Below are 20307 nucleotides of genomic sequence, written 5' to 3'. Positions count from 1 at the left end.
AAGCCATGGGAAGGCCATGATCGAGCACGACGAAGTGACGGTGGAAGGGGAGCGAAGCGCATGAGTGCACACGCACTCTATGTCGCGGCCGCCTATGGCATCACGGTGATCGTGCTGGCCGGGCTGATCGGCTGGATCCTGCTCGACCAGCGGACCCGCAAGCGCGAACTGGCAGACCTCGAAGCGGCCGGCGTGCGGCGTCGCTCGGACAAAGCCGGTACTGGGGCCAGCACTGGGGCCAGCAAGCCATGAGCACGGAAAGCGAAACGACGGCGTCGCCGCGCCGCCGCCTGATCGTGCTGTTGCCGCTGCTGGTTTTTCTCGGCCTCGCCGGATTGTTCCTGTCGCAGCTTTTGTCGGGACGCGATGAGGCGGCAGTGCCGTCGGCGCTGATCGGCCTGCCGGCGCCGCAGACCAACCTGCCGGCGCTGGAAGGTTCAAACCTGCCCGGGCTGGATTCGAAAGCCTTCGCCGGCAAGGTAACGCTGGTCAACGTCTTTGCATCGTGGTGCGCGCCGTGCCGGGAAGAGCATCCGGTGCTCTTGCAGCTGTCGCAGGACAAGCGCTTCGTCATGGCCGCGCTAAACTACAAGGACCAAGCGCAAAACGCGCGCCGGTTCCTTGGTGATCTCGGCAATCCGTTCCAGGCGATAGGTGTCGACGAGGCCGGCCGCACGGCCATCGACTGGGGCGTCTACGGCGTGCCGGAAACCTTCGTCATCGGCAAGGACGGCAAGATTGCCTACAAGCATGTCGGGCCGCTGACAGGGGAGTCGGCGAGGGATGTTCTGTTGCCGCAGATTGAAAAGGCGCTCGCGGCACCGAGCTGACGTTGGCGCCATGCCCCCTCATCGGGCCGCTACGCGCCCCCTCCTCCCCGTGGGGGAGAAGAGGGAAGCATCGGCACAGGCTAGCTCCTCTCCCCGGGGGGAGAGGTCGGATTGCCCGAATTGCTCATGCAATTCGGTTTGGCAATCCGGGTGAGGGGGCGGTGCCCCGCTGAGGTCTGAAATGCTCAGCCGTAGATCTGCCTGTGGACCTGGTAGAGCATTTCCGAGCGGTCGGCGCGCAGGTCGGCCAGATCGCGGCTCGTCAGGTTTTCGATTTCCGCGACGAGGCGGTTATAGTGGCGGCGCTTGGCCATCGAGGTGCGCGCGCGGGAGAAGAGGTTGTCAAAAGCCATAGCAAGGGTCCTTTCGTGCCGCATATCAGCGGTGAATTTGTTCCTCCCTTGGTCGTTCGCACCATGACATAGGAATGGTGCGATGCAAAAAGAAGATGTTGCAATGCACCATTGCACAGGGCGCATAGCGGGTTAATACAGCGCTCCAGCACCATAAACGGCCGGACAGGCTGGCGGGCCATGCCGGCCGGGCACCTTTTGTCTTACAAATTGCGCCTGCGCCACCTTGCCATCGCGCCCGCAGGCTGGCTTGATCCGCGCGTCACGTGATGCCCGGAGGAAATGCATGGCGACCGCAGACTATTACGAAATTCTGGATCCGCGTTTCGCGCGGCTGTTCAACGGCAACGCCCAGGTGGAAAAGCTGTTTACCGGATGTCAGTGGGCGGAAGGGCCGGCCTGGTTCGCCGCCGGCCGCTATGTCGTCTGGTCCGACATCCCCAACAACCGCATGCTGCGCTATGACGAGACCGACGGCAATGTCAGCGTCTTCCGTCAGCCCTCCGGCAATTCCAACGGCAACACCGTCGACCGCCAGGGCCGACTGGTGACGTGCGAGCATTCCGGCCGCCGCGTCAGCCGCACCGAGCATGACGGTTCCGTCACCACCATCGCGGCCGAATGGAAAGGCAAGCGGCTGAATTCGCCCAATGACGCGGTCGTGAAATCCGACGGCTCGATCTGGTTCACCGATCCGAGCTACGGCATCGACACCGACTATGAGGGCGACAAGGCCGAAAGCGAGATCGGCGCTTGCAATGTCTACCGGGTCGATCCGGATACGGGCGAGGTCGAGGCCGTCATCACCGACATGGTCCGGCCGAACGGGCTTGCCTTTTCACTGGATGAAAGCCAGCTCTATGTCGTCGACACCGGCCGCACCCATGGCGCGCAGAACCCCGCGCATATGCGGGTCTTCAACGTCGGCAAGCACGGCAAGAAGGTCTCGGGCGGGAAGGTGTTCGCTGACTGCACGGCCGGTCTATTCGACGGCTTCCGGCTCGACGAGGCCGGCCGCATCTGGACCAGTGCCGCCGACGGCATCCATTGCTACGATCCCGACGGCACGCTGATCGGCAAGGTCAAGGTGCCGGAAGTGACCGCCAATTGCGTGTTCGGCGGCAACAAGCTGAACTGCCTCTACATCGCCGGCACCACGTCGCTCTACATGGTGCGGCTGATGGTGAACGGGGCGAAGACGTATTGAGGCTGCTGGAAACGCTTCTCTGGCGGCCCTTGATGGCGTTTCTGCGCCTGCCGGCGGCGCCTGTAGCGCTGCGGCCGCGGAACCACCGCCAAGCGGTTCGCCGGAGCGGATTTCGAAGCCGCCCAGCGGCGGCGGTATCAGACACAATTCAAGGGGAGGACGTCATGCCATTCGTCAACATCCGCATCGTCAAGGAAGTGATCGCCGCTGATCCCGCTGGCAAGAAGGCCGACATTGCCAAAAAGGTCACGGCGGCGATCATGGACGCCACCGGGCTTAGCAATGACGACGTCTGGGTGGTGTTCGAAGAGGTCAACGCGCGCGACTGGTATGTCGGTGTGACCGATGTCGAGACGTTGCGGAAGGGGTAGCACAGCGGCACGTTGGGGTGCGCCGCACCCTTTCGTTCGTCATCCTAGGGTCTGCGCCGCGTCGCTTCGCTCCTTGCTCCGCCCTAGGATGACGAGGCAACGTTTGCGCGTATAAAACTCGCGAAAACCTGCACCGCTTCGCGCATGGCCCGCAGGTTCTCGTCCTCTCCCAGGATCGCTTCTATCTCCGGCGGTTTCTTGCCGAGCAAGGCAATCTCCAGAACCGCATTCTCACAAAGCGCGAACGACATGGTGCGCATGATCTCGGCCAGCGCGGCGCGGGCATAGAGCGAGCGCGCGGAGGCGTGGGCCAGCATGGCGGGCTTGCCGACTGCGGCGTCGCGCGAGACCAGCCAGTCGAGAGCGTTTTTCATGCCGCCGGGCACGCCATGGGCATATTCGGGGCAGGAGACGATGATGCCATCGGCGCTGGTGACGGCCCCGATCAGCCGCATGGCCTCGGCCGGTGTGCGCTCGCCTTCGTCATCCGGGTTGAAGATCGGCAGCAGGCCGAGCCCGTCATAGACAGTTACGCGGCAATCCGAAGGCGCGTTCGCGGACAGCGCCGCCAGCAGCGCCGAATTGGTCGAGGCGGCGCGCAGGCTGCCGGAGATGGCGAGGAGTTCGATCACGGGGAAACAGGGCTAGGGAAAACCGGCAAAGGACCGCAATGGCGAATCGTACCCGAAATCTACCACAGGGTCTTGCTGTAGGCTTCGTCCAGCGAGCGGTCGAAATCGTCGGCAGTTTCGGCATGCGCCATCTGATCGGACAGGATCTGACCGAGCGTCGGCAACGTCGCGCGGTCGTGCCAGCTGTCCGGCTTCCACAATTCGGAGCGCATGAAGGCCTTGGCGCAGTGCATGTAAGCGGCCTTGACGCTCACCACGACGACGCTTTGCGGTTGCTTGCCGTCGACGGTGAGGCGCTCGCGCAAACCGGCATCGACGGTTATGCGGGCGTCGCCATTGATGCGCAGCGTCTCGTTCATGCCGGGGATGAGAAAAAGCAGCCCGACCGAAGGGTTGAGCAGGATGTTTTCCAGCGTGTCCAGCCGGTTGTTGCCGGGCCGGTCGGGAATGGCGATGGTCCTGTCGTCGAGGACAAGGGCAAAGCCCGGTCTGTCGCCTTTCGGCGTCACGTCGGCATTGCCGGCGCCGTCGGAAGAACCGATCAGCACGAAAGGGCTCTTGCCGATGAAAGAGCGGCAGTGGCCGTCGAGCGCCCTGAGTTCCTTGCGCATCGAGGTGTCGGTCGGCCGCGGGGTCTTGTAGATCGTCCTCAGTTCATCGCGCGTGGTGACGAATTCCATGGCCGTCTCCGTTTATTCTGACGCAATTCCGGACGGCTTCACACTTTTCCTGGAATTGCTCTACTTGCCGGCTTCTTCCACCTTCTCGGCCTTATCCTCGATCGAATGGTGCAGGATCAGCGGCATCTGGCTGAAGGTGAACAACAGGGTGATCGGCATGATGCCCCAGACCTTGAAGGTAACCCAGAAGTCGGTGGAAAAATTCCGCCACACCACTTCATTGGCAAGAGCCAGGAACAGGAAGAACAGGCCCCAGCGGAAAGTCAGCTTGCGCCAGCCTTCGGCATCGAGGCGAAAGGCCGAATCGAAGACATAGCCGAGCAGCGATCGGCCGAAATACAGACCGCCGAGCAGCACGCCGCCGAACAGGGTGTTGACGATGGTCGGCTTCATCTTGATGAACACGTCGTCCTGCAGATAGAGCGTCAGCGCGCCGAAGATGAAGACGACGACGCCCGAGACCATCGGCATGATCGGCAAGGTGCGCAGCAGCAGCCAGGAGGCGATCAGCGCGATCGCCGTCGCCGCCATGAAAAGGCCGGTGGCGACGAAGATCGGCCCGCCGAATTCGGCCAGGACAGGAAATTTCTGCACCAGCCAGGCGCCGCGTGCATTGGCGAAGAAGAACACCATCAGCGGCCCGAGTTCCAGCACCAGCTTGAGCAGCGGATTGACGCTTTCTTTCTTCTTTCGCGGGTCGGACGGGTCGCGTTCGAGGATGGGTGGGTTCATGACTTCCTTCTGACGCATGATCTTGTCCAAAAAGCCGTCAGCTCTTCGGGATCATTGCCTGTTACGCTACGCCGGCGATCGCCCTGGCGAATTCGCCGGCCGAGAATGGTTCGAGGTCGTCGACCTGTTCGCCGACGCCGATGAAGTAGACCGGCAGTTTGTGCTTTGCCGCGATCGCGACCAGAATACCGCCGCGCGCCGTGCCGTCCAGCTTGGTCATCACCAGGCCGTTGACGCCGGCGACATTGCGGAAGATCTCGACCTGATTGAGCGCATTCTGGCCGGTGGTGGCGTCGACCGTCTGCAGCACGGTATGCGGCGCTTCCGGATCGAGCTTGCCCAGCACGCGCACGATCTTTTCCAGCTCCGCCATCAGTTCGGTCTTGTTTTGCAGCCGGCCGGCGGTGTCGATGATCAGTACGTCGGAGCCGGCCTCCTTGGCGCGTTCGAAAGCGTCGTAGGCAAGGCCGGCGGCATCCGCGCCGATCTTCGAGGCGATGACCGGAGACTTCGTCCTCTCGCCCCAGATCTTCAGCTGCTCGATGGCTGCAGCGCGAAAGGTATCGCCGGCGGCCAGCATCACCGACAGGCCACCATCGGTCAGTTTGGCGGCGAGCTTGCCGATGGTCGTGGTCTTGCCGGTGCCGTTGACGCCGACCACCAGAATGACATGCGGCTTGTGCGACAGGTCGAGCTCCAGCGGCATGGCGACATGGGCCAGCACCTTCTCCACCTCGGCCGCCATGATGGTGCGGACATCCGCGTCGGAGACATCCTTGCCGTAGCGGCTGGCAGCGAGGGCATCGGTGACGCGCAAGGCTGTTTCCATGCCCAGATCGGCACGGATCAGCACGTCCTCCAGATCCTGCAGCGTCTCCTCGTCGAGCTTGCGCTTGGTGAAGACGCCGGCGATGTTGCCGGTGAGTTCTTTCGAGGAGCGGGCAAGCCCGTCGCGCATGCGCTGGAACCAGGAGCGTCGCGGCGCCGGTTCGGGCGCCTTTTGCGGCTCGGCTTTCTGCTCGACCTTTTTGGTGACGGTGACTTTGCCGACTGACGGTGTCGGCTGTGGTGTCGGCGGAAAACCCGGTTCAGGCATGGGCGCAACCCCCGCCGTGGCAGCCCGGACTTCGACCGGCGCGGGTGTGGCTTCGACCGGAGTGCGCTTTACCTCCCCCTCGATGGGGGAGGTCCCAAGCGAAGCTTGGGGGTGGGGGTGATTTGCGCTGGCGTCAGCGCTGTCACCCCACCGCGCCGCTTCGCGTCGACCCTCCCCATCGAGGGGAGGGTGGGTCGCCTCGTCCTTCTCCCCGTGGCTATACGGGGAGAAGGTGCCGGCAGGCGGATGAGGGGCGGCGCTGACCTCTGAGGTAGGCTGTGCGGGCGGCGCGGACGGTTGCGGCACTTCGATCGGGGCGGCCGGTTCTGCTGGAGTATCGGCAGGCGTCGGCACTTCGACGGGAGCCGGCTCCAGCTGCGGTTCCGGACGCGATGGTTCGATCTCCGGCTCGGCCGGCGCTGGCGGCACTTCTTGGGGCTGCGGCTCGGGAGCCGGCTCCGGAACGGCTGGCGGCGCAGGAACTTCTTCCGGTGCAGGCGGCTCGGGTATCTCCGGCTCAGGCTGCGGTTCTTCTACCGGCGCGGGCTCCGGCAACGGTTCCGGCTCGGATGGGACGACCGGTTCCGGCGCGGGCGGGATGGTCGGCGCGGGTTCGGGCTTCGGTTCTTCTGGCGCCGACTGCGGCGCAGGCTTTACCTCCCCCTCGATGGGGGAGGTCCCAAGCGAAGCTTGGGGGTGGGGGTGAGTGGCGCCGGCGTCGGCGCTCTCACCCCTCCCCGCCACTTCGTGGCGACCCTCCCCATCGAGGGGAGGGTGGGGCGTCGGCGGCTCGGGCTCCTCGCGCTTCAAGAACTCCGGAACGACCTGCTCGGCCGCCGGCTTCAGCGCCTCAAGCGCATCCCATTTGATCGGCGGCAGGGGAGCGGTTTCGTCGATGCGCTCCTCGACGACTTCCTTCTTGCCGAACGAAAATATGTTCTTGAAAAAACCGGCCATGCTTCAATCGTCTCAGGCGGCGCGGGCAGTGAGGGGCGAGGCTATCAGGCGCGCGCCGTCATGGCCGGTGATATCTGCCTCGACGATCTCGCCCGGCGCGCCGGTGCCTAGCGCGGCAAGCGTGAACCCTTCGGTGCGGCCAAGGCCGTCCCGCTCGACCAGGATCGACTGGCGCGTTCCCGGGAGTGACGACAAATGGCGGCGATACGCAGTCTCACCAGCGGCGCGCAGCTGGGCCGCGCGCTGCTTGACCAGTTCGCGGCGGACCTGCGGCATGCGCGCGGCGGGCGTGCCTTCGCGCGGCGAAAACGGGAAGACATGCAGGTGCGTCAGCCCACATTCCTCGACGATCTTTATCGAATTCTGAAACATTTCCTCGGTCTCGGTCGGGAAGCCGGCGATGATGTCGGCGCCGAAGACGATTTCGGGGCGCAGCTTGCGCACATCCTCGCAGAAGCGGATCGACTGGTCGCGCAAATGCCTGCGCTTCATGCGCTTCAGGATCATGTCGTCACCCGATTGCAGCGACAGATGCAGATGCGGCATCAGCCTGGGTTCGGTGGCGATGGCGTCGAGCAGATCATCATCCGCCTCAATCGAATCGATTGAGGACAGCCGCAGCCGCTTCACGTCGGGCACCTGCTTCAGGATGGTCTTCACCAGCTTTCCCAGCTTGGGCGCACCCGACAGGTCGGCGCCGAAGCTGGTCATGTCGACGCCGGTCAGCACGATCTCGGCATAGCCGTTGCCGGCCAGACGCTTGACCTGCTCGACCACGGCGCCCATCGGCACCGACCGTGAATTGCCGCGCCCATATGGGATGATGCAGAAGGTGCAGCGGTGGTCGCAGCCGTTCTGCACCTGCACGAAAGCGCGCGCCCGGCCCTCGATGGCGTCGACCATATGGCCGGCGGTCTCGCGCACCGAGAAAATGTCGTTGACGCGCGCCTTCTCGCTGTCGTTGACGCCGAAATCCGGCAGCGCGCGGTAGGAGTTGGCCTTCAGCTTCTCTTCGTTGCCAAGCACGAGGTCGACCTCGTCCATGGCGGCAAAATTCTGCGGTTCGGTTTGCGCGGCGCAGCCGGTGACGATGATGCGCGCCGCCGGATTTTCGCGGCGGGCCTTTCTGATCGACTGCCTGGCCTGGCGCACCGCTTCGGCGGTGACGGCGCAGGTGTTGAAGATAATGGCGCCGCCTTTGAGCGCGCCGAGGCCGGCACTTTCGGCCTCGCGGCGCATCACTTGGGATTCATAGGTGTTGAGACGGCAGCCAAAGGTGACGACGTCTATGCCTTGGGAGTTGGGGCCCTTGGTATCGGCAAGTGCAGACATCAGGCCGCGCTTTCGGTGTCGCGGGCCCAGGTGCCGGTCGACGGATCGAAATTGCCGGAAAACTCCCATTCGGCAGCGCCGGTCAGGATGACGTGGTCGTCGTCGCGCCATTCCACATGCAGCGAGCCGCCGCCGGGCGTCATCAGCGTAACGCTGCGGCCGGTGCGCCGGGTGCGGGCAGCGGCGACGACGGAAGCGCAAGCGGCCGAGCCGCAAGCCTTGGTCAGGCCGGCGCCGCGCTCCCAGGTGCGGATGATCATCGTCTCCGGCGACGTTACCTGGGCGATGGTGATGTTGGCGCGCTCGGGGAAGATCGGATGGTTTTCGAGCAGCGGGCCGAAACGCTCGAGTTCGTAGGACCAGACATCGTTGTCGACCCAGAAGATAGCGTGAGGGTTGCCCATCGAGAGAGCCGAAGGCGAATGCAGCACCGGCGCGTCGATGGGGCCGATCTGCAACTCGATCATGCGGGTGTCGCGGAATTCCTCGGCCAGCGGAATGTCCTGCCAGCCAAAGCGCGGAGTGCCCATGTCGACCGAGATGGTGCCGTCGGCATGTTCGACGGCGTTGAGGATGCCGGCGCGGGTCTCGAAGGTGAAAGTCTTCTGGCCGGTTTCGGCGGCCAGCGCCTGGACGACACAGCGCATGCCGTTGCCGCAGGCCTGCGCGCCCGAGCCGTCGGAATTCAAGATGTCGATGTAAAAGGCGGTGCCCGGCGTGCGCGAATCGTGGATCGCCATGATCTGGTCGAACCTGGTCGCCGCATCGGCGTTCAGCGCGACAGCCGACGCCGCCGTGACCCTATCGGCACGGCCACGCATGTCGGCGACGATGATTTCGTTGCCGATGCCGTTCATCTTGGCGAAGGGGGCAGTGCCTGCCATGATCTGAGGTAATTCCTGTACGTTTCGCCGCTATATGGCGGAAACGGGCGGGAATTACCAGTGTGGGCTGCGTCTAGGTTACCGCGAAAACGCCGAGTACGATCAGCAGGAAGATGACGAGAACGATGCCGATCAGCAGGCGCGCGCCGGTGGCGGCGGCACCGGCCAGCGCCGGCATGCCGAGCAGGCTGGCGGCGGCAGCAACGATCAGAAGAATGATGATCCATTTGATCATGGACAATGCCTCGCAAATTGACTGGCCTGCAGCCGGCTTAAGAACGCATCTGCGGCGCTCTGGTTCCGTTGCCGCGAGGCTCTTTCCGACTGGGCGCGCTATTCGGCAATCTCGAAGTCGGTCGTGAAAGGCGCCGTCTTTGGCGAGTTCTCGTCGTGCATTAGGAAATCCGCGCGGTATTTGCCCGGGGGAACGCCATCCAGGGAGACGTTTAATTTGAAGAACATCTCTCGGTTATGCGAGCGCGAGGCGAGCTGGACCCGACCAAGCTTTTCGACGGTTCCCAGCTTCTCGCCCGACTGGGAAAGCACGGTAAGGTCAACGTAAAGCGCGATCTGGTTGTTGCCGAGCCCATCCGAGCCGTAGCCGTAACCGACCGGCTCCATATAAAGCACAATCTCTTCGCCCGGCTTGTAGACATGGTTCGGGCGCTCGGCGTAGGCGCCGAACCCGCTGGCCGACATGATATGCTTCACATTTTGCACGCCAAGCGGCATCGCTTGCCACAGAGCGTCCTCGGCGCTGCGGAATTTGTCCAGCGCGCCGGCGCCATCACCCGCCTGCAGTGCCTTTTCGGCTTCAGCGGCGCGATCGGTGATTTCACCCGCGAAAGCGGCCGGCGTCGAAATTACCAGCGCGATCAAAACTGCCAAGATTGATTTCATCTGTTCCCCCTGTTGCGATAGACCATCGGCTAAAACGGCAGTGCCGTAAACGGCCAAATGCAGACTCCAGCCGCGCTCGATCTCGGGAACGTCCCAAACCTCGCCCGGACGCAAGGCGCGAAACCGCTCACGCGCCAGGCCTTGCGCCTCAAGCGCTTCAGTCAGTTTTGCGCCGGCAGTTGCGCTCGACCGCCGATGCGCCGACCTGCTGCGGGCTCCGGTGCCGCTTTCGCAACCAATGTACCGGTTGGAACCGCGCTAGAGCGAAGACATGCCTTTTGTCCGCCAGCCATTTTGCGACAAATTTACAACAATTCGTGGTGCAAACCCTATTTTAACCATATCGGGTTGAAATTTCGCCACCTTCTCCATCTTGGTGAGGGGTGAGATTGTGCGGACGGCTTCCCCCCCCAGCCGGATCCGACGGAGGTTTGAATGATTTTTTCGAGAAGCGGGCTGATGGCCGTATCGCTGGCAGCGCTCGTTGCGAGCGGCTGTTCGACCTCGCGTTTTTCATCGATGGATGACCAGCAGCCCGCCCCGCTGCAGCCCGCGCCCGCCGGCACGGTGAGCGGAAGCCAACTGCCGCCCCCGGCAGCGCCGGGCACCACCGACCCATCGCAATTCCCGACCGCGCCGGCAGGCGCGCAGGTCGCCTCGCTGCCGCCGGACGGATCGGCGCCGGCCGGAGCCTCCGACCTTACCGCTGCGAGCGTTGCCGGCGTCTGGAACGCCAGCGTGTCCGGACAGAGCTGCAAGGTGGCGACGCCGCAGACCAAATTCGGCGCCGGCTTCCGCGCCGGGCCGCTGCATTGCCCGCCGCCCATCGACGGCATCAAATCGTGGAACGTCGCCGGCAAGCAGCTGACGCTCTATGACGAGAATGGCGGCACGCTGGCGCGGCTCTATTCCTCGGGCGGTTCGAAATTCGACGGCCAGACTACCAACGGCTTGCCGATATCGCTTACAAGGTAGGCAGGGTATGCTGATATTCAGGTGAGGCCGGCCTGCGAACGGCGGCTTCCTGCGCTTCCGGTGCGTACTTAAGTACGCTCCGCTCCGGTTCTCAGGAGCCACCATTCTCGGCTCGGCCTGACCTGAACCGCAACACACCCTGATCTTTCCTGGAGCAATCCGCTCAAAGTAAGTGACGTGACCGATGCATCTGCGTGACGGCCTCCAGACCCATGCGACCGTCAGGCAGCGCTACGACCATCTGGTCGCAACCGGCGCCATCGAGCGCGATCCTGCGCAGGAGCGCATCGCCGCCGCGCTCGACCGGCTGACCGACGAGATCTCGGTCAAGCGGCTGGCGCACAAGTCGAGCGCGCTCGGCTGGCTGTTTGCCCGCAAGCGCGAGACGCGCGAGGTCGTCAAGGGCCTCTACATTCATGGCGGCGTCGGTCGCGGCAAGACCATGCTGATGGATATGTTCTTCGAGCTGTTGCCGGTCAGGCGCAAGCGCCGCGTTCATTTCAACGACTTCATGGCCGATGTGCAGGACCGCATCCAGAAGCACCGGCAGGCGCGCAAGAACGGCGACGTCAAGGAGGACGACCCGATCCCGCCGGTCGCGCTTCAGCTTGCCGAACAGGCCTGGGTGCTGTGCTTCGATGAGTTTTCGGTCACCGACATTGCCGATGCGATGGTCCTGTCGCGGCTGTTTTCGGCGCTGTTCGCCAATGGCGTGGTTCTGGTCGCCACCTCGAATGTCGCGCCGCAGGACCTTTATCGCGACGGGCTGAACCGCCAGCTCTTCCTGCCCTTCATCAGCATTCTCGAGCGCCACGCCCATGTGCTGACGCTTGATGCCGACAAGGACTACAGGCTGGAAAAGCTCGCCCGCACGCCTGTCTATGTCACGCCGGCGGATGCCGAAGCCGATCGTATGCTCGACGAAGCCTGGCAGGCGATGACGCACGGGGCGGCAACGGCCGAGACCGCGCTGACGCTCAAGGGGCGGCAGGTGAGAATACCGGCTGCTTCCGGCAATGCGGCGCGGTTTTCCTTCGCCGATCTCTGCGAAAAGCCGCTCGGCGCGCGCGATTTTCTGGCGATTGCCGGCCGCTTCTCGACCGTCTTCATCGATCACGTGCCGGTGCTGGGCGAAGGCAAGCGCAACGAGGCCAAGCGCTTCATCCTCCTGATAGACACGCTCTACGATCATCACACGCGGCTGGTGGTAAGCGCCGATGCCTCGCCCCCTGAGCTCTATACGGCCAGGCGCGGCAACGAGGTGTTCGAATTCGAGCGCACGGCCTCGCGGCTGATCGAAATGCAGAGCCGGGATTGGCTGGAGGACTGGGCGGAACGGCAAAAGGCGAAGGCGGAAGTGCAGGTCTGAGGGTTCGAAGAGGTAATATGTAGTGATCCTTCGCGCCCCCCTCTGTCCTGCCGGACATCTCCCCCACACGGGGGGAGATTGGCGGTTTCGGCGCTCCGCTCATTCCTGCGGCCATTGGAGATTGGCGAAAGGTCGCGTGACGTCCGATCTCCCCCCTCGTGGGGGAGATGCCTGGCAAGGCAGAGGGGGCGCTGTCCCGCCGACGCCTAAAGCTCGTACACATACATCACAAACGACTCCGCCTGCCCATGCTCCTCCTTGCGTTTTCATAAAGCCCGCGCGATGGAACATTGTCCGGCTCGGTTCCAACACAGGCTTCGCCGCAACCTTTGCTCGCGGCCGAGCGCGAACATCGCGTCGAGCATTTTTCGCGCGATGCCTTGGCGCTGGTAGGCGGGTGAGACGCCGACTTCGTCGATGTAGAGTCCGTTGACCTTGTCGGGATGGCGGTGGATGATTGTGAGGCATTGGTCGACGACGCCGTCGGCCAATGCCACGATCATGAGATGACCTGATGATGAGGCGAGGTAGGCAGCAAGCCTGTCTGCCCGGACCGGCTCGTCGAACACGTCCTCGGCGATGCGCTTCACAAGGGCGTCATCGCCTGGATATAGTCTTCTGATTTCCACGCTCATTGTGTAAAATCTCCCAAGCTGGCCTACAAACTTTGACGTTTACGTAAGTCCCAATGTTTCTAACCGATTGAAATCATTCACTCGAAAATAATCCATTGAATATATTTTCCACCGGGGCTACTGGATGCGGCGAAATCTAGCTGAGACCATAGCATTCCGGCCTCTTCCTCGACGCCGTCAACAGATCGCCAGGGATTTTGGGCGTCGTCACAGACAAAGGGAAAATTTCCTCACATGGCACGCAACAAGATAGCGCTCATCGGCTCCGGCATGATCGGCGGCACGCTCGCTCACATGATCGGCCTCAAGGACCTCGGCGACGTGGTGCTGTTCGATATTGCCGAGGGCATCCCGCAAGGCAAGGGGCTCGATATCGCGCAGTCTTCGCCGGTCGATGGTTTTGACTCCCGGCTGACCGGCGTCAATGATTATGCCGGGATCGAGGGCGCCGATGTCTGCATCGTCACTGCCGGCGTGCCGCGCAAGCCGGGTATGAGCCGCGACGATCTGCTCGGCATCAACCTCAAGGTCATGGAACAGGTCGGCGCCGGGCTGAAGAAATATGCACCCAAGGCCTTCGTCATCTGCATCACCAACCCGCTCGACGCCATGGTCTGGGCGCTGCAGAAGTTTTCGGGCCTGCCCAAGACCCATGTCGTCGGCATGGCCGGCGTGCTCGACAGCGCGCGCTTCCGCTATTTCCTAGCCGAGGAATTCAAGGTCTCGGTCGAGGACGTTACCGCCTTCGTGCTTGGCGGCCACGGCGATACCATGGTGCCGATGATCCGCTATTCCACGGTGTCGGGCATTCCGCTGCCCGACCTGATCAAGATGGGTTGGACCTCGAAGGAAAAGCTCGACCAGATCGTGCAGCGTACCCGCGATGGCGGCGCCGAGATCGTCGGCCTCTTGAAGACCGGCTCGGCCTACTATGCGCCGGCCGCCTCCGCCATCGCGATGGCGGAATCCTATCTCAAGGACAAGAAGCGTGTGCTGCCTTGTGCGGCGCATCTCTCGGGTCAGTATGGCGTCAAGGGCACCTATGTAGGCGTTCCCGTGGTCATCGGCGCCGGCGGCGTCGAGCGCATCATCGAGATCGACCTCAACAAGGCCGAGCAGAAGATGTTCGACGCTTCGGTGGCGACGGTGCAGGGCCTGACCGAGGCCTGCGTCAAGATCGCCCCGCATCTCGCCTCGAAATAATCCTCCGGAGACCATCCAGATGAACATCCATGAATATCAAGGCAAGGCGCTGCTGAAGAGCTTTGGCGCGCCGGTGGCCGAAGGCGTGCCGGTGTTCAAGGCAAGCGAAGCGGAAGCCGCGGCACAAGCGCTTCCCGGTCCGCTCTATGTGGTGAAGAGCCAAATCCATGCCGGCGGCCGCGGCAAGGGGAAGTTCAAGGAACTGTCGCCCGACGCAAAGGGCGGCGTGCGGCTGGCTAAGTCGGTTGCCGAAGTCGTTGCCAACGCCAATGAGATGCTCGGCCACACGCTGGTGACCAAGCAGACCGGCCCCGCCGGCAAGCAGGTCAACCGCCTCTATATCGAGGACGGCGCCGACATCGATCGCGAGCTTTATCTGTCGATCCTGGTCGACCGCTCGGTCGGCCGCATCGCTTTCGTCGTCTCGACCGAGGGCGGCATGGACATTGAAGGCGTCGCCCACGACACACCGGAAAAGATCATCACCCGCGCCATCGATCCGCTGGCCGGCGTGACGACCATCGACGTCGACATATTGGTGGAAGCGCTGGGCCTCACCGGCGATGCCGCCAAGGATGCCGGCACGCTGTTCCCGATCCTCTACAAGGCCTTTGTCGAGAAGGACATGAGCCTGCTCGAGGTCAACCCGCTGATCGTGATGAAAAATGGCCGCCTGCGCGTGCTGGACGCCAAGGTGTCGTTCGACAACAACGCGCTGTTTCGCCACCCCGAACTGATGGAATTGCGCGACACCACCGAAGAGGACGAGAAGGAGATCGAGGCGTCGAAATACGACCTCGCCTATGTCGCGCTCGACGGCAATATCGGCTGCATGGTCAATGGCGCCGGCCTCGCCATGGCGACTATGGACATCATCAAGCTCTACGGCGCCGAGCCCGCCAACTTCCTCGATGTCGGCGGCGGCGCGTCGAAGGAGAAGGTGACGGCGGCGTTCAAGATCATCACCAAGGATCCGGCCGTCAAAGGCATACTGATCAACATCTTCGGCGGCATCATGAAGTGCGACATCATCGCCGAGGGCGTCATTGCCGCAGTCAAGGAAGTCGGCCTGGAAGTGCCGCTGGTGGTGCGTCTTGAAGGCACCAATGCCGAGCTCGGCAAGAAGATCATCAACGACAGCGGCCTCAACGTCGTGTCGGCCGACGATCTCGACGACGCAGCCAAGAAGATCGTGGCGGCGGTGAAGGGCTGAAGGCGAATGCCTCCGCGCAAGATAAACCTGGTCGAGGCGGCGGATCGAACGATCACCAAGGTCTTCGATCCGCATATTGCCGGCGACGTCAATGACAGCCAGGCCAAGGTCGCCAAGTTCGGCGAGACCTTCGACTGGCATGCGCACGAGCATGAGGACGAGGCTTTTCTCGTGCTGCGGGGCAAGATCGCCATCGATTTTCGCGACGGCCCGGTCGAGCTCGGCGAGGGCGATTTCATTGTCGTGCCGAAGGGCGTCGAGCACCGGCCGCGGTCGCTGACCGCCGAGCCGGTGGTGCTGATGTTCGAGCCGGCAACGACGCTCAACACCGGCAACGCCAAGAGCGACCTCACCGTCTCCGACCTGAAGCGGCTCTGACCCATGAACGCGTTCTCCTTGCTCTCGGCCGATCACCAGCGCCTGCAGGCGCTGGTCGGCGCGTGGCGCGGCGAGGAAGAGGTGGCGGAAACACAATGGGCCGATGGTGGACCGGCGACGTCGGAGGTGCTGGGGGAGGCACAGTTCGGCGGCCTGTTCGTGGTGCAGCGCTATCGCCAGCGCCGCGACGGCACGGTCTCGTTCGGCTCGCACTCAGTGTTCGGATTCGATCAGCAAAACAGCCTCGTCACCATGCACCAGTTCGATTCCATGGGCTTTGTGCCGGCCTCGCCGGCCACAGGCGCATGGAACGGCAGCGAGCTCACTCTTGATCGGTCGTCGCCGCGCGGTTCCGCGCGGGTCACATATATTTTCGACAATGCCGATGCCTACCGCATGCGATTGCATTTCAAACCTGCCGGCAGCGACAGCTGGCAAGACATGGTGAGCGGCGTCTACCGGCGCGTCTCGCCTTCCTCGATCAACGGTTTTTAGAAAAGGGCTCCGATGTCCATTCTCATCGACAAGAACACCAAGGTGCTGGTGCAGGGCCTGACCGGCAAGACCGGCACGTTCCACACCGAACAGGCGCTGGCCTATCACGGCACCAGGATGGTGGGCGGTATCCATCCAAAGAAGGGTGGCGAGACCTGGACCGGCGCCAAGGGCGAAAACCTGCCGATCTTCGCCTCGGTCGCCGAGGGCAAGGAAAAGACCGGCGCCAACGCCTCGGTCGTCTATGTGCCGCCGGCGGGCGCCGCCGAAGCCATCCTCGAAGCCATCGAAGCCGAGATCCCGCTGATCGTCTGCATCACCGAAGGCATTCCGGTGATGGACATGGTCAGGGTCAAGGCGCGGCTCGACCGCTCGACCTCGCGGCTGATCGGCCCGAACTGCCCTGGTGTGCTCACCCCCGACGAATGCAAGATCGGCATCATGCCCGGCAACATCTTCCGCAAAGGCTCGGTCGGCGTTGTTTCGCGCTCGGGAACGCTTACCTATGAGGCAGTGTTCCAGACCACAAATGTCGGCCTCGGCCAGACGACCGCCGTCGGTATCGGCGGCGACCCCGTCAAAGGCACCGAGTTCATCGACGTGCTCGAGATGTTCCTCGCCGACGACGAGACCAAGTCGATCATCATGATCGGCGAGATCGGCGGTTCGGCCGAGGAAGACGCCGCGCAGTTCCTCAAGGACGAGGCCAAACGCGGCCGCAAAAAGCCGATGGCGGGCTTCATCGCCGGGCGCACCGCGCCGGCCGGTCGCACCATGGGCCATGCGGGCGCGGTCATCTCCGGCGGCAAGGGCGGCGCGGAAGACAAGATCGCGGCGATGGAATCGGCCGGCATTAAAGTATCGCCATCGCCGGCGCGTCTGGGCACGACGCTGGTCGAGGCGATCAAGGCCAAGTGAGTAGCGAGTAGTGAATAGCGAATAGGGAAAAGAGAGTAACGGCGCGACCCGGGAAAAATCCCTACTCGCTATTCGCTACTCACTATTCGCTTTTGAAAAGGAGACGGAGCCAGGCTCCGCGGACAAAAATGGCAAGACAAGATCAGGCCAACGACCAATTTTCGCTCACCTCTTTCCTCTATGGCGGCAATGCCGACTATATCGACGCGCTGTACGCGTCCTATGAGGATGATCCAGAGTCGGTAAACCCCGAATGGCAGGATTTTTTCGCCGGGCTGAAGGACGACGCCGGCGATGTGCGCAAGAACGCCAAGGGCGCTTCCTGGGCAAAGCCCTCCTGGCCGCTGCAGGCCAATGGCGAACTGGTGTCGGCGCTCGACGGCAATTGGGGCATCGTCGAGAAGCATCTGGAAAAGAAGGTCAAGGACAAGGCGGTCACCAATGGCGTCGTGCTGTCGGATGCCGACGTGCATCAGGCGACGCGCGATTCGGTGCGCGCCATCATGATGATCCGCGCCTTCCGCATGCGCGGCCATCTGCATGCCAATCTCGACCCGCTCGGCATCGCCAAGCCGCTTGAGGACTATAACGAGCTGTCCCCGGAGAATTACGGTTTCACCGCAGCCGACTACGACCGGCCGATCTTCCTCGACAATGTGCTCGGCCTCGAATTCGGCACCATCCGGCAGATGCTGGAGATCCTGACCCGCACCTATTGCTCGACGCTCGGTGTCGAGTTCATGCACATTTCCGACCCCGAGGAGAAGGCCTGGATCCAGGCGCGCATCGAGGGTGCCGACAAGGAGATTTCCTTCACCGCTACGGGAAAAAAAGCGATCCTGCAGAAGCTGGTCGAGGCCGAAGGCTTCGAGCAGTTCATCGATGTCAAGTACAAGGGTACCAAGCGCTTCGGCCTCGATGGCAGCGAAGGCCTGATCCCGGCGCTGGAGCAGATCATCAAGCGCGGCGGCCAGCTCGGCATGAAGGAGATCGTGCTCGGCATGGCGCATCGCGGCCGGCTGAACGTGCTGTCCCAGGTGATGGCCAAACCGCATCGCGCCATCTTCCACGAATTCAAGGGCGGCTCGGCCGCTCCTGACGAGGTCGAGGGCTCGGGCGACGTCAAGTACCATCTCGGCGCCTCGTCGGACCGCGAATTCGACGGCAACAAGGTGCATCTGTCGCTGACCGCCAATCCTTCGCATCTGGAAATCGTCGATCCGGTTGTGATGGGCAAGGCGCGCGCCAAGCAGGACTATCTGTTCGGCCGCAGCCGCGAGGAGATCGTGCCGCTGGAAGAGCGCGCCAAGGTGCTGCCGCTGCTTCTGCATGGCGACGCCGCCTTTGCTGGCCAGGGCGTAATCGCGGAAATTCTCGGCCTGTCGGGCCTGCGCGGCCACCGCGTCGCCGGCACGCTGCATTTCATCATCAACAACCAGATCGGCTTCACCACCAATCCGCGCTTCTCGCGCTCGTCGCCCTATCCGTCCGACGTCGCCAAGATGATCGAGGCGCCGATCTTCCACGTCAATGGCGACGACCCGGAAGCGGTGGTGCATGCCACCAAGGTGGCGATCGAATTTCGCATGAAGTTCCACAAGCCGGTGGTGGTGGACATGTTCTGCTATCGCCGCTTCGGCCACAATGAGGGCGACGAACCGGCCTTCACGCAGCCGATCATGTACGCCAACATCCGCAACCACAAGACGACGGTGCAGATCTATGGCGACCGGCTGATCGCCGAGGGCCATATCAGCCAGGCCGAACTCGACAAGATGAAGGCCGACTGGCGCGCCCATCTGGAGTCCGAATGGGAAGTCGGCCAGCACTACAAGCCCAACAAGGCCGACTGGCTGGACGGCGCCTGGTCTGGTTTGCGCACCGCCGACAACCAGGACGAACAGCGCCGCGGCAAGACCGCCGTGCCGGTCAAGGTGCTGAAGGACATCGGCAAGAAACTGACCGAGGTGCCGAAAGGTTTCGAGGCGCACAAGACCATCATCCGCTTCCTCGAAAACCGCCGCCAGGCGATCGACTCCGGCGAAGGCATCGACTGGTCGACGGCCGAGGCGCTGGCCTTCGGCGCCATCCTGCTCGACGGCAATCCGATCCGGCTCTCCGGCCAGGATTCAGAACGCGGCACCTTCTCGCAGCGCCATTCCGTGCTCTACGACCAGCGCGACGAGACCCGCTACATCCCGCTCAACAATCTCTCGGCCGCACAGGCCGGCTACGAAGTCATCAACTCGATGCTGTCGGAAGAGGCGGTGCTCGGCTTCGAGTATGGCTACAGCCTGGCCGAGCCTAAGGCGCTGACGCTCTGGGAAGCGCAGTTCGGCGATTTCGCCAACGGCGCCCAGGTGGTGTTCGACCAGTTCATCTCGTCGGGCGAGCGCAAGTGGCTCAGAATGTCAGGCCTGGTCTGCCTGCTGCCGCATGGCTATGAGGGCCAGGGTCCAGAGCATTCTTCGGCCCGGCTCGAGCGCTTTCTGCAGCTTTGCGCCGAAGACAATATGCAAGTCGCCAACTGCACCACGCCGGCCAACTACTTCCACATATTGCGCCGGCAGCTGAAGCGCGACTTCCGCAAGCCGCTGATCCTGATGACGCCGAAGTCGCTGCTGCGCCACAAGCGGGCAGTGTCGACGCTGCCGGAGATTTCGGGCGAAAGCTCGTTCCATCGGCTGTTGTGGGACGATGCCCAGCTGTTGCAAAACCAGGCGATCAAGCTCACCAAGGATTCCAAAATCCGCCGCGTCGTGCTGTGCTCGGGCAAAGTCTATTACGACCTGTACGAGGAACGCGAGAAGCGCGGCATCAACGACATCTATCTCTTGCGCGTCGAACAGCTCTACCCGTTCCCGGCCAAGGCGCTGATCACCGAGCTGTCGCGCTTCCGCAATGCGGAGATGGTGTGGTGCCAGGAGGAACCCAAGAATATGGGCGCCTGGTCGTTCATCGATCCGTATCTGGAATGGGTGCTGGCTCATATCGACGCCAAGCATCAGCGGGTGCGCTATACCGGACGTCCGGCGGCGGCATCGCCGGCGACCGGTCTGATGTCGAAGCATTTGGCGCAGCTCGCTGCCCTGGTCGAAGACGCGCTCGGCGAATAGAACAAACCCGGCGAATAGAACAGACAGAGAA

At 63.1% G+C, this 20307-nt stretch carries 22 protein-coding genes; 12 read left to right on the top strand and 10 right to left on the bottom strand.

Translation table 11 applies throughout. The annotated features are described in order from the left end of the window. The first annotated feature begins 60 nt into the window (after positions 1-60). Positions 61-252, top strand: a complete 192-nt coding sequence (ccmD, locus tag NKI64_RS04125) for a heme exporter protein CcmD (protein WP_023671735.1) — start codon at positions 61-63, stop codon at positions 250-252. Beyond that, positions 249-830, top strand: a complete 582-nt coding sequence (locus tag NKI64_RS04120; RefSeq protein WP_023671736.1) for a DsbE family thiol:disulfide interchange protein — start codon at positions 249-251, stop codon at positions 828-830. The genes ccmD and NKI64_RS04120 overlap by 4 nt, the downstream gene beginning before the upstream one ends. A gap of 185 nt (positions 831-1015) precedes the next feature. On the opposite strand, the gene NKI64_RS04115 is transcribed toward NKI64_RS04120, so the two are convergent. Beyond that, entirely contained in the window at positions 1016-1183 is a 168-nt protein-coding gene (locus tag NKI64_RS04115) for a hypothetical protein (protein ID WP_023671737.1), read from the bottom strand. Positions 1184-1469: 286 nt separating this feature from the next. On the opposite strand from NKI64_RS04115, the gene NKI64_RS04110 reads away from it, so the two are divergent. Next, on the top strand, positions 1470-2390 hold the full coding sequence (locus NKI64_RS04110) for an SMP-30/gluconolactonase/LRE family protein (RefSeq protein ID WP_023671738.1): 921 nt from the start codon (positions 1470-1472) through the stop codon (positions 2388-2390). A gap of 164 nt (positions 2391-2554) precedes the next feature. Further along, positions 2555-2761, top strand: a complete 207-nt coding sequence (locus NKI64_RS04105) for a tautomerase family protein (protein WP_023683852.1) — start codon at positions 2555-2557, stop codon at positions 2759-2761. Between the two features lie 83 nt (positions 2762-2844). Here the strand turns inward: NKI64_RS04105 and NKI64_RS04100 are convergent, their stop codons facing one another. The 8 genes from NKI64_RS04100 to NKI64_RS04065 all read right to left on the bottom strand — a co-directional run bounded on the left by NKI64_RS04100 (position 2845) and on the right by NKI64_RS04065 (position 10031). Next, positions 2845-3393 carry an NADPH-dependent FMN reductase gene (locus tag NKI64_RS04100; protein ID WP_352666569.1) on the bottom strand — a complete coding sequence of 183 codons (549 nt, stop codon included), beginning with the start codon at positions 3391-3393 and terminating at the stop codon, positions 2845-2847. A 59-nt stretch (positions 3394-3452) separates the two neighbouring features. Next, positions 3453-4073, bottom strand: coding sequence for a pyridoxamine 5'-phosphate oxidase family protein (locus NKI64_RS04095; protein WP_023683854.1), 621 nt, complete (start codon positions 4071-4073; stop codon positions 3453-3455). Positions 4074-4133: 60 nt separating this feature from the next. Then, a complete protein-coding gene (locus tag NKI64_RS04090; RefSeq protein ID WP_023687683.1) occupies positions 4134-4805 on the bottom strand; it encodes a septation protein A in 672 nt (223 codons plus the stop codon). Between the two features lie 61 nt (positions 4806-4866). After that, a complete protein-coding gene (gene ftsY / locus NKI64_RS04085; RefSeq protein WP_352666567.1) occupies positions 4867-6858 on the bottom strand; it encodes a signal recognition particle-docking protein FtsY in 1992 nt (663 codons plus the stop codon). 12 nt (positions 6859-6870) lie between these two features. Then, positions 6871-8190 (bottom strand): tRNA (N(6)-L-threonylcarbamoyladenosine(37)-C(2))-methylthiotransferase MtaB, encoded by a 1320-nt coding sequence (mtaB, locus tag NKI64_RS04080; RefSeq protein WP_352666565.1) that lies wholly within the window; start codon positions 8188-8190, stop codon positions 6871-6873. Further along, the gene (gene dapF / locus NKI64_RS04075; protein ID WP_023694521.1) at positions 8190-9074 is read right to left on the bottom strand and encodes a diaminopimelate epimerase; all 885 of its coding nucleotides are present in this window, start codon (positions 9072-9074) and stop codon (positions 8190-8192) included. Before dapF ends, mtaB begins: the two co-directional genes overlap by 1 nt. 73 nt (positions 9075-9147) lie before the next feature. Continuing rightward, positions 9148-9309: a DUF1328 family protein gene (locus tag NKI64_RS04070; protein ID WP_023671746.1), complete on the bottom strand. Its 162-nt coding sequence runs from the start codon at positions 9307-9309 to the stop codon at positions 9148-9150. 98 nt (positions 9310-9407) lie between these two features. After that, positions 9408-10031 (bottom strand): hypothetical protein, encoded by a 624-nt coding sequence (locus NKI64_RS04065; protein ID WP_352666563.1) that lies wholly within the window; start codon positions 10029-10031, stop codon positions 9408-9410. A 378-nt stretch (positions 10032-10409) separates the two neighbouring features. On the opposite strand from NKI64_RS04065, the gene NKI64_RS04060 reads away from it, so the two are divergent. Both NKI64_RS04060 and zapE read left to right on the top strand, forming a co-directional pair. After that, a complete protein-coding gene (locus NKI64_RS04060; protein WP_023687689.1) occupies positions 10410-10949 on the top strand; it encodes a protease inhibitor Inh/omp19 family protein in 540 nt (179 codons plus the stop codon). A gap of 184 nt (positions 10950-11133) precedes the next feature. Further along, the gene (zapE, locus tag NKI64_RS04055; RefSeq protein WP_023821958.1) at positions 11134-12318 is read left to right on the top strand and encodes a cell division protein ZapE; all 1185 of its coding nucleotides are present in this window, start codon (positions 11134-11136) and stop codon (positions 12316-12318) included. A 266-nt stretch (positions 12319-12584) separates the two neighbouring features. Here zapE and NKI64_RS04050 read toward each other — a convergent pair whose 3' ends face one another. Then, entirely contained in the window at positions 12585-12953 is a 369-nt protein-coding gene (locus tag NKI64_RS04050; protein ID WP_352666560.1) for a GNAT family N-acetyltransferase, read from the bottom strand. Between the two features lie 234 nt (positions 12954-13187). Here NKI64_RS04050 and mdh point away from each other — a divergent pair, with 234 nt between their 5' ends. The 6 genes from mdh (at position 13188) to NKI64_RS04020 (ending at position 20276) form a co-directional block, all read left to right on the top strand. Beyond that, on the top strand, positions 13188-14156 hold the full coding sequence (mdh, locus tag NKI64_RS04045; protein WP_352666558.1) for a malate dehydrogenase: 969 nt from the start codon (positions 13188-13190) through the stop codon (positions 14154-14156). Between the two features lie 19 nt (positions 14157-14175). Next, positions 14176-15369, top strand: coding sequence for an ADP-forming succinate--CoA ligase subunit beta (gene sucC / locus NKI64_RS04040; protein ID WP_023726041.1), 1194 nt, complete (start codon positions 14176-14178; stop codon positions 15367-15369). 6 nt (positions 15370-15375) lie between these two features. Continuing rightward, positions 15376-15747, top strand: coding sequence for a cupin domain-containing protein (locus tag NKI64_RS04035; RefSeq protein WP_023706740.1), 372 nt, complete (start codon positions 15376-15378; stop codon positions 15745-15747). 3 nt (positions 15748-15750) lie between these two features. After that, complete coding sequence (locus tag NKI64_RS04030; RefSeq protein WP_023699238.1) at positions 15751-16242, top strand: DUF1579 family protein; 492 nt, start codon at positions 15751-15753, stop codon at positions 16240-16242. Between the two features lie 12 nt (positions 16243-16254). Next, positions 16255-17160 (top strand): succinate--CoA ligase subunit alpha, encoded by a 906-nt coding sequence (sucD, locus tag NKI64_RS04025; protein ID WP_023699237.1) that lies wholly within the window; start codon positions 16255-16257, stop codon positions 17158-17160. 128 nt (positions 17161-17288) lie between these two features. Further along, positions 17289-20276 (top strand): 2-oxoglutarate dehydrogenase E1 component, encoded by a 2988-nt coding sequence (locus tag NKI64_RS04020; RefSeq protein WP_352666555.1) that lies wholly within the window; start codon positions 17289-17291, stop codon positions 20274-20276. Positions 20277-20307 lie beyond the last annotated feature (31 nt).

Origin of the sequence: Mesorhizobium sp. M0478, assembly GCF_040321305.1 — a bacterium.
Classification (GTDB): Bacteria; Pseudomonadota; Alphaproteobacteria; order Rhizobiales; family Rhizobiaceae; genus Mesorhizobium.
Note: the sequence above shows the minus strand (reverse complement) of the source record. Positions and strands in the feature narration are given on the sequence as shown.

Coding starts and splice junctions, on each gene's coding strand:
- NKI64_RS04115 (WP_023671737.1), bottom strand. CDS start 1,183: ATGGCTTTTGACAACCTCTTCTCCCGCGCGCGCACCTCGATGGCCAAG.
- NKI64_RS04035 (WP_023706740.1), top strand. CDS start 15,376: ATGCCTCCGCGCAAGATAAACCTGGTCGAGGCGGCGGATCGAACGATC.
- mtaB (WP_352666565.1), bottom strand. CDS start 8,190: ATGTCTGCACTTGCCGATACCAAGGGCCCCAACTCCCAAGGCATAGAC.
- NKI64_RS04050 (WP_352666560.1), bottom strand. CDS start 12,953: ATGAGCGTGGAAATCAGAAGACTATATCCAGGCGATGACGCCCTTGTG.
- NKI64_RS04070 (WP_023671746.1), bottom strand. CDS start 9,309: ATGATCAAATGGATCATCATTCTTCTGATCGTTGCTGCCGCCGCCAGC.
- NKI64_RS04110 (WP_023671738.1), top strand. CDS start 1,470: ATGGCGACCGCAGACTATTACGAAATTCTGGATCCGCGTTTCGCGCGG.
- zapE (WP_023821958.1), top strand. CDS start 11,134: ATGCATCTGCGTGACGGCCTCCAGACCCATGCGACCGTCAGGCAGCGC.
- NKI64_RS04020 (WP_352666555.1), top strand. CDS start 17,289: ATGGCAAGACAAGATCAGGCCAACGACCAATTTTCGCTCACCTCTTTC.
- sucD (WP_023699237.1), top strand. CDS start 16,255: ATGTCCATTCTCATCGACAAGAACACCAAGGTGCTGGTGCAGGGCCTG.
- mdh (WP_352666558.1), top strand. CDS start 13,188: ATGGCACGCAACAAGATAGCGCTCATCGGCTCCGGCATGATCGGCGGC.
- sucC (WP_023726041.1), top strand. CDS start 14,176: ATGAACATCCATGAATATCAAGGCAAGGCGCTGCTGAAGAGCTTTGGC.
- NKI64_RS04120 (WP_023671736.1), top strand. CDS start 249: ATGAGCACGGAAAGCGAAACGACGGCGTCGCCGCGCCGCCGCCTGATC.
- ccmD (WP_023671735.1), top strand. CDS start 61: ATGAGTGCACACGCACTCTATGTCGCGGCCGCCTATGGCATCACGGTG.
- NKI64_RS04030 (WP_023699238.1), top strand. CDS start 15,751: ATGAACGCGTTCTCCTTGCTCTCGGCCGATCACCAGCGCCTGCAGGCG.
- NKI64_RS04060 (WP_023687689.1), top strand. CDS start 10,410: ATGATTTTTTCGAGAAGCGGGCTGATGGCCGTATCGCTGGCAGCGCTC.
- NKI64_RS04095 (WP_023683854.1), bottom strand. CDS start 4,073: ATGGAATTCGTCACCACGCGCGATGAACTGAGGACGATCTACAAGACC.
- ftsY (WP_352666567.1), bottom strand. CDS start 6,858: ATGGCCGGTTTTTTCAAGAACATATTTTCGTTCGGCAAGAAGGAAGTC.
- dapF (WP_023694521.1), bottom strand. CDS start 9,074: ATGGCAGGCACTGCCCCCTTCGCCAAGATGAACGGCATCGGCAACGAA.
- NKI64_RS04105 (WP_023683852.1), top strand. CDS start 2,555: ATGCCATTCGTCAACATCCGCATCGTCAAGGAAGTGATCGCCGCTGAT.
- NKI64_RS04090 (WP_023687683.1), bottom strand. CDS start 4,805: ATGAACCCACCCATCCTCGAACGCGACCCGTCCGACCCGCGAAAGAAG.